This is a genomic window from Cereibacter sediminicola (genome assembly GCF_007668225.1).
GTDB classification, from domain to species: Bacteria; Pseudomonadota; Alphaproteobacteria; order Rhodobacterales; family Rhodobacteraceae; genus Cereibacter_A; species Cereibacter_A azotoformans.
Window position 1 is genome coordinate 40,843 of record NZ_VDEK01000011.1, and the last position, 12,910, is coordinate 53,752.

13 protein-coding genes and 2 pseudogenes are annotated in these 12,910 nt (G+C 70.8%); 13 read left to right on the forward strand and 2 right to left on the reverse strand.

All coding sequences use genetic code 11. The features are described from left to right. Position 1: 1 nt before the first annotated feature. A complete protein-coding gene (locus FG154_RS09565; protein WP_186312325.1) occupies positions 2-811 on the reverse strand; it encodes a hypothetical protein in 810 nt (269 codons plus the stop codon). A gap of 94 nt (positions 812-905) precedes the next feature. Here FG154_RS09565 and flgB point away from each other — a divergent pair, with 94 nt between their 5' ends. The 13 genes and pseudogenes from flgB (at position 906) to FG154_RS09625 (ending at position 11,649) form a co-directional block, all read left to right on the forward strand. After that, positions 906-1,292, forward strand: coding sequence for a flagellar basal body rod protein FlgB (gene flgB / locus FG154_RS09570; protein ID WP_101341131.1), 387 nt, complete (start codon positions 906-908; stop codon positions 1,290-1,292). After that, the gene (flgC, locus tag FG154_RS09575; protein ID WP_011908693.1) at positions 1,292-1,708 is read left to right on the forward strand and encodes a flagellar basal body rod protein FlgC; all 417 of its coding nucleotides are present in this window, start codon (positions 1,292-1,294) and stop codon (positions 1,706-1,708) included. The genes flgB and flgC overlap by 1 nt, the downstream gene beginning before the upstream one ends. Before the next feature lies 1 nt (position 1,709). After that, complete coding sequence (locus tag FG154_RS09580; RefSeq protein WP_145107033.1) at positions 1,710-2,387, forward strand: flagellar hook assembly protein FlgD; 678 nt, start codon at positions 1,710-1,712, stop codon at positions 2,385-2,387. A gap of 25 nt (positions 2,388-2,412) precedes the next feature. Further along, complete coding sequence (locus FG154_RS09585; RefSeq protein ID WP_145107034.1) at positions 2,413-3,684, forward strand: flagellar hook protein FlgE; 1,272 nt, start codon at positions 2,413-2,415, stop codon at positions 3,682-3,684. Between the two features lie 8 nt (positions 3,685-3,692). Continuing rightward, positions 3,693-4,448: a flagellar basal body rod protein FlgF gene (locus tag FG154_RS09590; RefSeq protein WP_145107046.1), complete on the forward strand. Its 756-nt coding sequence runs from the start codon at positions 3,693-3,695 to the stop codon at positions 4,446-4,448. A gap of 53 nt (positions 4,449-4,501) precedes the next feature. After that, on the forward strand, positions 4,502-5,290 hold the full coding sequence (gene flgG / locus FG154_RS09595) for a flagellar basal-body rod protein FlgG (protein WP_145107048.1): 789 nt from the start codon (positions 4,502-4,504) through the stop codon (positions 5,288-5,290). 7 nt (positions 5,291-5,297) lie between these two features. Next, a pseudogene (locus FG154_RS09600) lies at positions 5,298-5,930 on the forward strand (flagellar basal body L-ring protein FlgH); the annotation flags it as partial. 20 nt (positions 5,931-5,950) lie between these two features. Further along, a pseudogene (locus FG154_RS21875) lies at positions 5,951-6,049 on the forward strand (chemotaxis protein CheB); the annotation flags it as partial. Positions 6,050-6,499: 450 nt separating this feature from the next. After that, positions 6,500-8,608 carry a flagellar biosynthesis protein FlhA gene (flhA, locus tag FG154_RS09605; RefSeq protein WP_246100199.1) on the forward strand — a complete coding sequence of 703 codons (2,109 nt, stop codon included), beginning with the start codon at positions 6,500-6,502 and terminating at the stop codon, positions 8,606-8,608. A gap of 3 nt (positions 8,609-8,611) precedes the next feature. Further along, positions 8,612-9,634, forward strand: coding sequence for a hypothetical protein (locus FG154_RS09610; protein WP_145107053.1), 1,023 nt, complete (start codon positions 8,612-8,614; stop codon positions 9,632-9,634). Next, complete coding sequence (locus tag FG154_RS09615) at positions 9,631-10,350, forward strand: sigma-70 family RNA polymerase sigma factor (protein ID WP_145107055.1); 720 nt, start codon at positions 9,631-9,633, stop codon at positions 10,348-10,350. The genes FG154_RS09610 and FG154_RS09615 overlap by 4 nt, the downstream gene beginning before the upstream one ends. Before the next feature lie 87 nt (positions 10,351-10,437). Then, entirely contained in the window at positions 10,438-11,256 is an 819-nt protein-coding gene (locus FG154_RS09620) for an aldo/keto reductase (protein WP_145107058.1), read from the forward strand. 87 nt (positions 11,257-11,343) lie between these two features. Further along, the gene (locus FG154_RS09625) at positions 11,344-11,649 is read left to right on the forward strand and encodes a hypothetical protein (protein WP_145107060.1); all 306 of its coding nucleotides are present in this window, start codon (positions 11,344-11,346) and stop codon (positions 11,647-11,649) included. 5 nt (positions 11,650-11,654) lie between these two features. On the opposite strand, the gene FG154_RS09630 is transcribed toward FG154_RS09625, so the two are convergent. Further along, positions 11,655-12,899, reverse strand: coding sequence for an NAD(P)/FAD-dependent oxidoreductase (locus FG154_RS09630; RefSeq protein ID WP_145107063.1), 1,245 nt, complete (start codon positions 12,897-12,899; stop codon positions 11,655-11,657). Positions 12,900-12,910: the final 11 nt, after the last annotated feature.

Sequence of the window (12,910 nt, forward strand, 5' to 3'; positions counted from 1 at the left end):
ATCAGGTTTCGGCCTCGGAAGGGGCTTCTTCCGCAGTCTTCTTGCGCGGGCGGCGCGGCGAACGACGGCTGCGCGGTTTCCTGGCGGGCGCTGGCCCGGGGTCTTCCGCAGAGGGCAATGGAGCCTCCACGGGTTCGGACGGGGGCTCTTCGACAGGTTCCGCATCGCCGAAGGCGGCCAGCGCGGCGAAGGCCTGATCCAGATCGGGGACCGGGGCGGCCGTCGCCTCCGGCTGAATGTCTTCGGCCGGGGCCTCCTCCTCCAGCTCTTCGGCAATGCCCGCCATAAGCAGGCGCGCCGCATCCTCGAGCTTGACCGAAAGCGAGGCGCCCTTGGGGAAGCTCGCCGGGCCGCGCGGGCCATCCTCGGTCAGGCGGATGCGCGTCCAGCCTTCCGCAGGCGCGTCCGGTTCGGGGTCGGGCTCCGGTTCGGGCTCTTTCGCCGGGGGCTCCTCCTCGTCTTCCTCGGGCTCGTCGAACAGCGACATCATCGCCGCCAGATCCAGCTGCGGAATGACAACGGGTTTCGGCGGCGGCGGAACGGGCGTTTCCTCGATGACGGGGTCGGGCTCGGGCTCAGGCTCGGGCGGTTCGGGGTCGGCCGGTGGCAGCGCGAAGGCCGGCCCGTCCCGCAAGAGCGCCACCCGTGCGGCCAGCAGCGCACGGCGGGCCGGACCGGCGGGCGTCCGGGCGTGCAGCTCCTCGAGCCGCGCCAGCCCCTGCGCCCGGCCAAGTGGCTCCAGAAGGGCGAGGATCTCCCGCGCGGCGGCGTCGAGCAGCGGGTGGCGGGCAAGGGCAGGCGGAGTGCGCATCGCATTCTCCTCGCGGGGGCGGCATCTGGCATCCTCCTTGCAAGTCCTGGTCCAGATGCCGCGTTGGCGGCGGGCGACGGAGGATCGGATGTCAGTGTCGGGGTTCCGCGATCATATCGGGCTTCATGCCGAGGCGCTGGTGCTGCGTGAGACGCGCAACAACCTGCTGACCTCGAACATCGCGAATGCGGCGACCCCGCACTACAAGGCGCGCGACATCGACTTCACGGCCGAGCTGGCCCGCGCGACCGGAGGCGGCGCGCTGCGCACCACCGAGGCGCGCCACATGGCGGTGGGTGGTCCCGCCGCCAGCGGCAAGGCGCTCTACCGCGAGCCGGTCACGCCCTCGCTGGACGGCAACACGGTCGAGATGGCCGTGGAGCAGATGGAATTTTCCGAAAACACCCTGCGCTATCAGACCAGCCTCGCGCTGCTGAACCGGCGCATTTCTGGCCTGATGACGGCGATCAAGGGGGAATGATGAGCGGCATCAACAACATCTTCGATGTCGGCGCCCGGGCACTCTCGGCCCAGATGGTGCGAATGAACACGGTGGCGAGCAACCTCGCCAACGCGGGCACGGTCTCGGACACGGCCGAGACGGCCTTCCGCCCGCTGCGGCCGGTGTTCGAGACGACCTACGCCGATGCGGTGGGCAAGAGCGGCCTCTCGACCACGGATGTGGCGGCGGTGGTCAGCCTCGACCGCGAGCCGGCCCGGACCTACCGGCCCGACCATCCGCAGGCCGATGCCGAGGGCTATGTCTGGGAGGCCCCGGTCTCGGTCGACGAGGAGATGGTCGAGATGATGGAGGCCAGCCGCCAGTATCAGAACACGCTCGAGGCCGTCTCGACGCTGCGCTCGCTGATGGCCCGCACCGCCAGCATGGGACAGTGACATGACCACCACGACGCCGGTTGACGGCTCTTACGCCGCCGGGCTTGCGATGAAGACGGCGACGCAGGCCAAGGGCAGCTCGAACCTGGGGCAGGAGGATTTCCTCAAGCTCCTCACGACGCAGCTTCAGAACCAGGACCCGTTCCAGCCGATGGAGAACGGCGAGTTCCTCGCCCAGATGGCGCAGTTCTCGACCGTCTCGGGGATCGAGCAGCTGAACGGCACGCTCAGCGGCATCGGCGAGGGGCTCGGTTCGTTCCGCACCGCCACCGCCGCGTCGCTGATCGGGCGCAGCGTGCTGGTCCCCGGCACGCTGGCGCGCGCGGACGAGGCGGGCGGCGTCCATGGCGCGGCCACGCTCACCGATCCGGCCGAAGCGGTTGTCGTCACCTATTCCCACAGCGTCACCGGCCAGCTTCTGCACAGCCAGACCCTCGGGCCGCAGAAGGCGGGGCAGGTGAACTTTGGCTGGGACGAAGTGCCCGCCTCGCTCGTCTCGTCGCGCGTGCCGCTGCGCGTCAGCGTCTCGGCCGCCAATGCCGATGGCTCCGTGCCGCTCGCGCCCTCGGTCTATGCCCGTGTTCTGTCGGTCGGCACCACGACCGACGGCCGGGGCACGCTGCTCGAGGTCGAGGACCAGGGCCGTGTCCCCGCCGAGTCCGTCACGTCCTTCCGCTGATCCCGCCCCCAAAGGAGCCCTTTCCATGTCGATCAACACCGCCCTTTCGGGTCTCTCCGCCGCCCAGCACGATATTGCCGCCACCTCGCACAACATCGCGAACGTGGGCACCATCGGCTTCCGCGGCAGCCGCGCCGAATTTGCCGATGTGTTCAACTCGTCGCCCTACAGCATCGCCCGGACGGCGGTGGGATCGGGCGTGCAGACCCTGCGCACCGCGATGCAGTTCAGCCAGGGCTCGGTCGTGGCCACGGGCAACACGCTCGACCTCGCCATCGAGGGGCAAGGCTTCTTTGCCACCGAGCCCGCCGTGGGCCCGAACTCGGCCAAGCCCGAGCCGATCTACACGCGCGCGGGCGCCTTCGGGCTGAACGACAAGGGTGTGGCGGTCAACGCCTCGGGGCAGAAGCTGCTCGCCTGGCCCGTGAGCGTCGAGGGCGACGCGCTGAGCCAGGTGCCGGGCACCGCCGTCCCGCTGACCATCCCCCTCACGATGGGTTCGCCCGTCGGCACCAAGGCCGTCAGGATGACGGTGGACCTGCCCACGGATGACGCCATGCTGGGCCAGCAGGCGGCGGTGCCTCCGGGCGCGGCCTTCGACGCGGCCGACCCCACCACCTATGCCGCCGTCACGGCCATTCCGGTCTTCGATGCCAAGGGCAACGCGGTCGAGGCCGCGGCCTATTTCATCAAGACCGCGAACCCGTCGGCGGGCAGCCCGGACACGGGCTGGGCGGTGCGGCTGGTCGTGGCCGGCGAGACGCTGACTCCGGCCGAAGATGACCTCAGTTTCGATGCCACGGGTGCGCTGTCGGGCGGAACCGGCAGCCTCAGCTTCACCACCGGCGTCGGCACGCCCTACACGCTGGATCTGACCGGCACCACGCTGGCCAACCGCAGCTTCGAGGTCAACACCGTCAACCAGGACGGCAAGAGCGCGGCCGCGCTGACCAGCCTCGAGGTGGATGCGAGCGGCACGGTCTGGGCGGCCTACGGCGCCGGCAATCCGGTCGCCATGGGGCAGGTGGTGCTGGTGACCTTCGCCAATCCGCAGGCGCTGCGCCAGCTGGGCGCCTCGGGCTTTGCGGCCACCGCCGATTCCGGCCAGCCCGTTGCGGGCACGGCGGGCGACTCGGGCTTCGGGATCATCCGGGCCGGCGCGCTCGAAAATGCCAACGTCGATCTGACCGAGGAACTTGTCCATCTGATCACCGCGCAGCGCAACTACCAGGCCTCGGCCAAGGCGATGGAGACCTCGAACTCGCTGATGCAGACGATCATGAACATCCGCAGCTGAGGCGGATCATGGACCGGCTGATCCACACCGCCCTGAACTCGCTGGCGAACCTGCGCGACACGCGGGTGATCCAGGCGCAGAACCTCGCGAACCAGACCGTGCCGGGCTTCCGGCGCGACCTGACGAACGAGGGCGACCCGCGCTTTCTCAAGGCGATGGAGACGGCCTCGGCCCGTGCCTTCCAGACCGAGCGGGGCCCGCACCTCTTCTCGAGCGCGCCGGGCCTTCTCAACCAGACCGGCGAGCCGATGGATGTGGCCATCGCCGAGGAGGGCTGGTTCTTCGTCCAGCCCGAGGGCGGCGAGCCCGCCCTCTCGCGCCGGGGCGACCTGCGGCTCACGGCCGAGGGGCAACTGGTGAACGGGGCGGGCGAGGCGATGCTCGATCAGGCGATGCAGCCGATCGAGCTGCCGGCCGTCCGCGCGCTGGTGATCGACGAGGTGGGCCGCATCCTCTACGAACCGATGGACGGGGCCCCGGGCGAGCAGGTCGAGGGCCCGCTCATCGCCACGGTGATCCCCGAGGGCGTGGCGCTGCGCAAGGATGCCGACGGGCAGATCCGGGCGGGCGACGAGCCGCTGCCCGCGCCCGACCAGCGCGCCCGCATCCTTCAGGGCGTGCTCGAAGGCTCGAACGTCAACACAATGGAAGAGCTGGTCTCGTCCATCGAACTCCAGCGCACGTTCGAGCTGAACCTTCGCATGATCTCGGCCGCCAAGGAACTGGACGAGAGCGGCGCGCGTCTGTTGCGCCCGCCGGAGTAGGGCGTGGCACGGGGCTTGCAGCAGGCCGGACGTAGCGCCTGAAGGAGCCCTGAATGTCCACGAACGCGATGCATGTCGCCAAGACCGGCCTGAACGCCCAGCAGACCCGGATGCAGGTGATCTCGAACAACCTCGCCAACGTCAACACCACGGGGTTCAAGCGCGACCGCGCCAATTTCGAGAGCCTGCTCTACCAGACCTGGAAGCCGGGCGGTGCCCAGACCTCCGAGGCGACCGCCATGACCTCGCCCTCGGCGGTGGGGACGGGGGTGCGGGTGGTCTCGACCGAAAAGCTCTACACCCAGGGCTCGCTCGCCAACACCGACAACGCGCTCGATCTCGCCATCGACGGGCCGGGCTTCTTCCAGGTCCTGCTGCCCGACGGGCGCATGGGCTACACCCGCAACGGCACCTTCTCGCAGAACGCCGAAGGCACGATCACCACGCCTTCGGGCTATGTCGTCCAGCCCGAGATCCAGATCCCCGAGGGCGCCGTGTCGGTCACCATCTCGGCCGACGGGATCGTGTCCGTCCTGATGCCCGACGAGACCGAGGCGCAGGAGGTCGGGCAGATCACCATCGCCACCTTCACCAACCCCCGCGGCCTTCAGCCGGTGGGCGAGACCTTTGCGGTCGAGACCGCGGCCTCGGGCGAGGCCGCCATCGGCAACCCGGTCGAGCCCGGCTTCGGCAAGCTCGTGCAGGGCGCGCTCGAATCCTCGAACGTCAACGTGGTGCAGGAGCTGGTGGACATGATCGAGACCCAGCGCGCCTACGAGGTCAATTCCAAGTCCATCTCGGCCTCCGACGAGATGATGCAGTTCCTTGCCAACAAGCTCTGAGGCGCCGATGTCCCGCCGCATGTCCCTTCCCGCGCTCGCCCTGCTGCTCGCGCCCGCCGCCTGCTCGACCTATGTCGAGGACCGCGCCTCCGAAGCCTGGGCGCCCGTCTATCCGGTCGAGGAGCCCGCGCGCCTCGACAGCCTGCCCACCGGCGGGATCTACAGCGCCAGCGCCCGCGGCCTCTTTGTCTCGGACCGGCGCGCGGCGCGGGTGGGCGACATCGTGACCATCGACTTCGCCGAGAAGTTCTCGGCCTCCAAGTCGCAGACCGCCACGGGATCGCGCAGCAACGACTATGCGCTCGACCTGCCGGACGCGCTCACGCTCGGGCTGGACGACGGGGCCCTCGACAATTCCACCAGCCAGAGCTTTGCCGGGCGGGGCGCCGCATCCCAGTCCAACTCGCTGCGCGGGCGGATGTCGGTGTCGGTGACGCGCGTGCTGCCGGGCGGCAATCTCGAGATCATGGGCCAGAAGCTGCTCACGCTGAACAACGGCAACGAATATGTCCGGCTGAAGGGCGTGGTCCGCCCCGAGGACATCGGGCCGGACAATGTGGTCAGCTCGGACCGGATCGCGCACGCCGAGATCAAGTATGTCGGCGCGGGCGACACCGCCGACACCGCGAAGCCCGGCTGGTCATCGTGCAGCACATGCCGATGGGCTTCACCGCCCCCTTCGCCCGCAGGCTCGACGCGATCTGCCGGATGCGGGTGCGCGAGGCCACCGACGGCGACCTCGTGCTGCCGGGTCTCGTGCTCATCGCGCCGGGCGGCCTGCGGCACATGGAGCTTGAGCGGGCGGACGAGGGCTACCGGGTGCGGCTGCTTCCCGGCGAGCCGCGCCGGGCCGCCTGCGCGTCGAGGCTGTCGTTGGCATCCTTCATCCGCGCAAGCTCGGCCACGCGGGGACCGGCATCGCGTGGCAGCGCATCGACCGCCCGCGGCCCCGGGGCGCAGGCGGCAAGAACCGGCAGGGCCAGGCCCGCCATGAGGCGGCCGAAGCACAGGCGGGCGGGCATGGGGCAGCCTCCTTGTCTGGAACTCTCGGGCGCCGGGCTGCAAGCAGCGTGCCAGACGCGGCGGCGCCGCCGATGCGGCCATCGCCCCCGGCGGGCACCCGCTGGCACGGCGCTTGCACCGGGAGGGGCGACAACGATCCAGCGAGTGACCTGCCATGTTCCATTCCCGCGCCCCGGAGCCCCGCGCATGAGCACGGTCTCGGCCAGGCAAGGCTGGGGCGCGCAGCTGGGCGGCATGACGCTGCCGCTGGGCATCCTCGCGGTGGTCGCCATGATGGTGCTGCCGCTGCCGGTGGTGCTGCTCGACATCTTCTTCGTCGGCAACATCCTTCTGTCGCTGCTGATCCTGATGGTGGCGCTGCACACCTTCCGGCCGCTCGACTTCTCGAGCTTTCCCAGCATCCTTCTTGTCGCCACTGTCCTGCGCCTGGCGCTCAACGTGGCGTCCACGCGGATCGTGCTCAGCCACGGCCACACCGGCGCGGACGCGGCGGGCAAGGTGATCGAGGCCTTCGGCTCCTTCGTGATCGGCGGCAACTTCGTCGTGGGGGCCTTCGTCTTCGCGATCCTCGTCATCATCAACCTCGTGGTGATCACGAAGGGCGCGGGGCGGGTGTCCGAAGTCTCGGCGCGCTTCACGCTCGACGCGATGCCGGGCAAGCAGATGGCCATCGACGCCGACCTGAACGCGGGTCTGGTGACGCCCGACGAGGCGCGCGAGCGGCGGGCCGACGTGGCGGCCGAGGCGGACTTCTACGGCGCCATGGACGGAGCCTCGAAATTCGTGAAGGGCGACGCGCTGGCGGGCATCCTGATCCTGATCATCAACATCGTGGGCGGCATCGTGATCGGCACGCTGCAGCACGGTCTGGGCGTGGTGCAGGCGGCCGAAACCTATGTGCTGCTCTCGATCGGCGACGGGCTGGTGGCGCAGATCCCCTCGCTGCTGCTGTCCATTGCCACCGCGATCATCGTCACGCGCGTCTCCTCGAGCACCGACATGAGCGTGCTCATCGGCAAGCAGATGGGGATCGGCCGGGCCTGGGTGCCGGTGGCGGCGGTGATGCTGATCCTCGGGCTGATGCCGGGGATGCCGAACCTGCTGTTCCTGATCGGGGCCGCCGCCGCCGCGGCGATGGCCTGGGCCACGCTCTCGCGCGATCGCGCCGGGGCCGAGCCCGCCCCGGCCGCTGCCGGAGGCCAGCCCGCAGCCGACGCCCGCCCCGCGGCCGGCCCCGAGGCGATCACGGCCGAGGAAGTGACCGACTATGCGCCGGTCTCGCTCCAGATCGGCTACGGGCTGATCCCGCTGGCGGGCGACAACGGCGGCGCGCTGGTGGCCCGCATCACCGCGATCCGGCGCGACGTGTCGAAGGCTTTGGGCTTCGTCGTGCCGGGGGTGCGCATCCGGGACGACCTCGCCCTTGCGCCGAACCAGTATCGCATCCGGGTGGGGCAGGCGATCCTGGCCGAGGACACGGTCTATCCCGACCGCAAGCTCGCGCTGCCCGGGGGCGGCTCGCGCAGGAAGCTGAACGGGATCTCGGTCAAGGATCCGAGCTTCGGCCTCGACGCCACCTGGATCCTGCCGCATCAGGTGGCCGAGGCCGAGGCGGACGATCATGTGGTGGTCGAGCCCGAGTCCGTCATCGCAACCCACCTGAGCCAGATCCTCGTCAAGCACGCGGCGCAGCTGATCGGGCAGGACGATGTGCAGGGGCTGGTGGACAATCTCGCCCGCTCGGCGCCGACGCTGGTGCAGTCGGTGGTGCCCAAGCTGGTGCCGCTGCATGTGCTGACGGCGGTGCTCAAGGCGCTTCTGGCCGACCGCATCCCGGTCTCGGACATGCGCCGCATCCTCGAGGGCCTGTCGGAGCTGGCCGGGCGCAACCTCGCCCCGGCCGACATGGCCGAGGCGCTGCGCCCGGCGCTCGTGCCGCTCCTGCTGCAGCAGATGGGGCCGGTCAGCCAGCCGCTGCCGCTCATCACGCTCGAGCCGGATCTCGAGCAGCTTCTCCTGCGCTCGCGCCGGCAGGGCGACGAGATGCTGCTGGTGGACAACGGGCTGGCCCAGTCGCTCCTGACGGCCCTTTCGGAACGTCTCGAGGCGGCGTCGGGGCAGGGCAAGCAGGCGGTGGTGATCGTGGCCCAGCCGCTGCGCCGGGCCTTCGCGGCCTTCGTGCGGCCGCACCTGCCCGATGCGGTGGTCATCGGCATGGGCGAGCTGCCCGAGGCGCGGCGCGTCGAGGTGCTGGGCACCGTGGGCGGCGCCTCGGCGCTGCCGCCGGGGAGGTAATCCATGGGCATCCTCACCGTCCGCGCCCCCGACAGCCAGCAGGCGATGGAGGAGGTCCTCCGCCGCCTCGGGCCCGAGGCCTACATCCTGTCCACCAGCCACCGCGACGGGCTGGTCGAGATCCGCGCCGCCCGCGATCTGCCCGCCGCCCCGCCTCCCGTGCCGCGGCCGGTGCGCAAGGACGATCCCGACGCGGGTGAGGCCGGGGACTTTCGGCGGCTGATCCTGTCGGGGCCGTCTGCGGGTGCCCCGCGCGAGGCGCCGCCGCTGCGGACCGAGCCGCGGGTGCAGACCTTTGCGGAGATGCTCGAGGACCGTCAGCGCCAGCAGGCGCGGCCCGCGCTTGTGGCCGAGCGTGCCTGGGTGCCGCCGCCGCCCGCGACCGACGCGGCCGACGACGGGCTCGAGGCGCTGGCGCGGCAGCTTTTGCCGTCGCGGCCCGCGGCCCTGCCGCCGCGCCTTGCCATCGCGGGGCCGGCGGGGGCCGGCAAGACGATGCTCGCGCTGCGTTTTGCGGCGCTGATGATGGAAGAGCGGCCCGGTGCCGAGCCGGTGATCCTCGCGCCCCGGATCGGCAGCGAACCGGCCGACGCGCGCCTGCGTCACTGGACGCGGCTGCTGGCCCTGCCGCTCGAGCGGCCGCCGCTGGACGGGATCGGGCAGGCGCTGCTGCCCCGGCCGGATCCCTGGCGGCCCGAGATCCTCGATCTCTCCGGCAGTCCCGGAATGACGCCCGAGGCGCTGGCCGAAACCGGCGCGAAGCTGGTGCTGGCCCTGCCGGCGGACCTGTCGCCCCGCGCCCTGCGGCACTGGGCCAGGGCCCCCGCCGGCAGCCTGATCTGCCTCACCCGCACCGATCTGTGGCAGCCGGGTCGGGCCGAGCTTGCGGCGCTGGCGGCCTCGAGCCTCAGGCTCGGCTGGGAGAGCGGTGGGACGGGCGTGGTGGATGCGCTCTGGCGTGTCGATGCGGACCGGCTCGGCCAGTGGGCCGAGGCGGGGGAAGTGCAGGGGGAAGAGCGGTCATGATCCATTCGCGCGGCTACGCCGAGCAGGCCCAGACGCCCGAGCGTCTCGTGCGCGCGCACATGGACCTCGTGCGCCGCATCGCCTGGAACCTTCACGCCCGGATCGGCCGCAAGGTCGAGATCGACGACCTGATCCAGATCGGCTACATGGGCCTCGTGGACGCCAGCCGCCGCTACGAGCCCCGCGACGGCGTGACCTTCGCCGCCTACGCGGCCATCCGCATCCGCGGCTCGATCATGGATTTCCTGCGGTCGAACTCGGCGCTCTGCCGCACGACGATCCTGATGCAGCAGAAGGTCAAGGCCGCGGTGCAGCGTCTCGAGAGCCGTCTGATGCGCGCCCCCGAGACGCCCGAGGTGGCGGCCGAGCTGGGCATGCCGGTGGGCGAATACCAGGACTGGCTGGCCCAGTTCGCCGGCAGCCAGACCGCCTCCCTCGACGAGGTCTATGACGATCAGTCCTCGCTGTTCCAGGGCAGCGAGCCCTCGGCCGAGGACCGGCTTCAGGCGACGCAGATGCGGGGCCTCCTGCGGCAGGCGCTGGGGAAGATGCCCGAGCGCGAGGCGCTGCTGCTGCAGCTGATCTTCGTCGAGGAGATGAACGTCTATGAGGTGGCGGAAATTCTCGGCGTGACCACCGGACGGGTCTCGCAGATCAAGAAGGCGGCGATCGAACGGCTGCGCGGGTTCATCGACGCCCTGCAGGGCGAGGGCTGAAGGCCGGGGCACGGCCGAAGTAGCCTGCCCCTTGACGGCTGCCCGGCCCGGACCACCTTCCAGCCCCCGACGGGCAGGAGGTTCCCCATGAGCGCCATGATCGAGTTCCACGACGGAAGCCGGATCCCGCAGCTTGGCTTCGGCCTCTGGCAGGTGCCCGAGGACCAGACGGCGCGGGTCGCGCGCGAGGCGCTGGAGCTGGGCTACCGCCTGGCGGACGGTGCGGCGATCTATGGCAACGAGGCCGGCCTCGGCGAGGGTCTGAGGGCCTCGGGTCTGCCCCGCGACGAAGTCTTCGTCACCACCAAGGTCTGGAACGACGCGCAGGGTTTCGAGCCCACCCTCCGCGCCGTCGGTCAGAGCCTCGAGCGGATCGGGATCGACCGGCTGGATCTGTGCCTGATCCACTGGCCCGCGCCCCGGCAGGATCTCTATGTCGAGACCTGGCGCGCCCTGATCCGGCTGCGCGACGAGGGCAGGATCACCTCGATCGGCGTCTCGAACTTCGACCTCGCCCAGATCGACCGGCTGACCGCCGAAACGGGCGTCACGCCGGTGCTGAACCAGATCGAGCTGCATCCGATGCTGCAGCAGGCCGACCTGCGCGCCGGTCACGCCGAGCGCGGAATCGTCACCCAGAGCTGGAGCCCGCTCGGCCGGGGAATGGCCTTCGACGCACCGGCCATCCGGCAGATCGCCGAGCGGACGGGCCGCAGCCCGGCGCAGGTCGTGCTGCGCTGGCACATCGAGCTTGGCTGCTCGGTCATCCCGCGCTCGACCCGCCGCGAGGGGTTGGCGGAGAATCTCGATCTCTTCGACTTCGAGCTGACCGAGGCCGATCACGCCGCCATCGCCGCGCTGGATGCGGGCGAGCGCACCGGGCCCGATCCGCAAACCTTCGGGTGAGGCGCGAGGGAACCGGACGCCTGCGACGATGTTGGCTGGCAGACGGCAGGCGGCTCATCCTGTCGTTGCCTGTGCCCCGGAGGCCTCATGCAGCATCTGCTCCGACCCGCAGCCGTCCTGTTCCTTGTCACCTTGCCCGCGGGGGCCTTCGCCCACGACTGGTATCCCTTCACCTGCTGCTCGAACCGCGACTGCCATCCCATCGCCGATACCGAGGTGACCGCCGGACCCACCGGCTGGGTGATCCGGCGCACCGGAGAGGTCATCGGCTACGACGACGAACGGCTGATGCAGACGCCGAAGCGGGCGGGAAACGACTTCCACCTCTGCACGACCGACGGCAAGCCGGACGGCAAGACGATCTGCCTCTTCGTTCCCGAGTTCGGAAGCTGAGCGACCTAACCGAACCGCGAGGGCAGGCAGGGCGTGATGTCGAGTTCCGGGGGCCGTGCATCCAGCAGGTCGGCGATGATCCGGGCCGTGATCGGCGCCAGTGTCAGCCCGATGTGGCCGTGGCCATAGGCGTGCAGGATCTCGCCCCCGGCGCGCGAGGGGCCGATGACCGGCAGGCTGTCCGGCATCGAGGGGCGGAACCCCATCCAACTGCGCGAGGGCTCGGGCAGGTCGGGAAAGATCGCCCGCGCCCCCGCGACGAGCCCCGCGATCCGGTGCGGCGAGGGCGGGGCGGTCAGGCCCCCCAGTTCGACAGTGCCCGCGACGCGCAGCCGTCCGGCCATCGGGCACAGGTAGAAGCCGCGCGCGGTGGGGCAGGTGGGGCGCGTGACCTTCGCCTCAGCCATGTCCCATTCGACATGATAGCCGCGCTCTGTGTCGAGCGGCACGCGGTCGCCCGCACTCAGCGCCAGCGCCCGCGAATGGGCACCCGCCGCGATCACCGCCCGTCGCCCATGCACCTGCAGCGCCGGCCCCGAGACGATCACCCCGTCCACCCGCCGCTCGAGCGCCTGCGCCCGCGCCTTCACGATCCGCACCCCGGCCTTGCGCGCGGCCTCGGCGATCAGCCCGACCATGCGGCCCGGATCCGAGAGGAACACGGCCTTCGGGAAGAAGGCCGCACCGGCCATCGGCGGCAGGGCGGGCTCCATCGCCGCCAGATCGGACGCGGGCAGCAGATCCGCCGTCACCCCCAGCGAGCGGCGGAAGTCCATGTCGGCTGCGGCCGCGCGAAAGGCCTGCGGGCTTTCATAGGCGTAAAGGCAGCCGCGTCGGTTCAAAAGCGTCGCGCCGCCGACCTCGGCCGCCAGATCCTCCCATCCTTGCGTAGCCGAGCCGAGCAGCGCTGCGAGGGCCTGAGCGTTCCGTCGCGCGGGCGCGGGCAGCGACTGGCGCAGGAAGCGGATCAGCCAGGGTGCCAGCGCGGGCAGCGCCGCGTGCCGGATGGCGAGCGGCGAGTTCCGGTCGAACATCAGCGACGGCAAACGCTTCAGCACGTCCGGCGTGCCGACCGGCAGCACGGCATAATCGGCAATGGTGCCCGCATTGCCCCAGGAGGCGCCCGACCCCGGCTCTTCGGGATCGAGCAGGATGACCGAGCGGCGGCGCTGCGCCACGGTGAGCGCGATGGTCAGCCCCACCACGCCCCCGCCGATGACGACCGTATCCGAGGAAAGGTGCTGGATCATCCGCCGCCCGC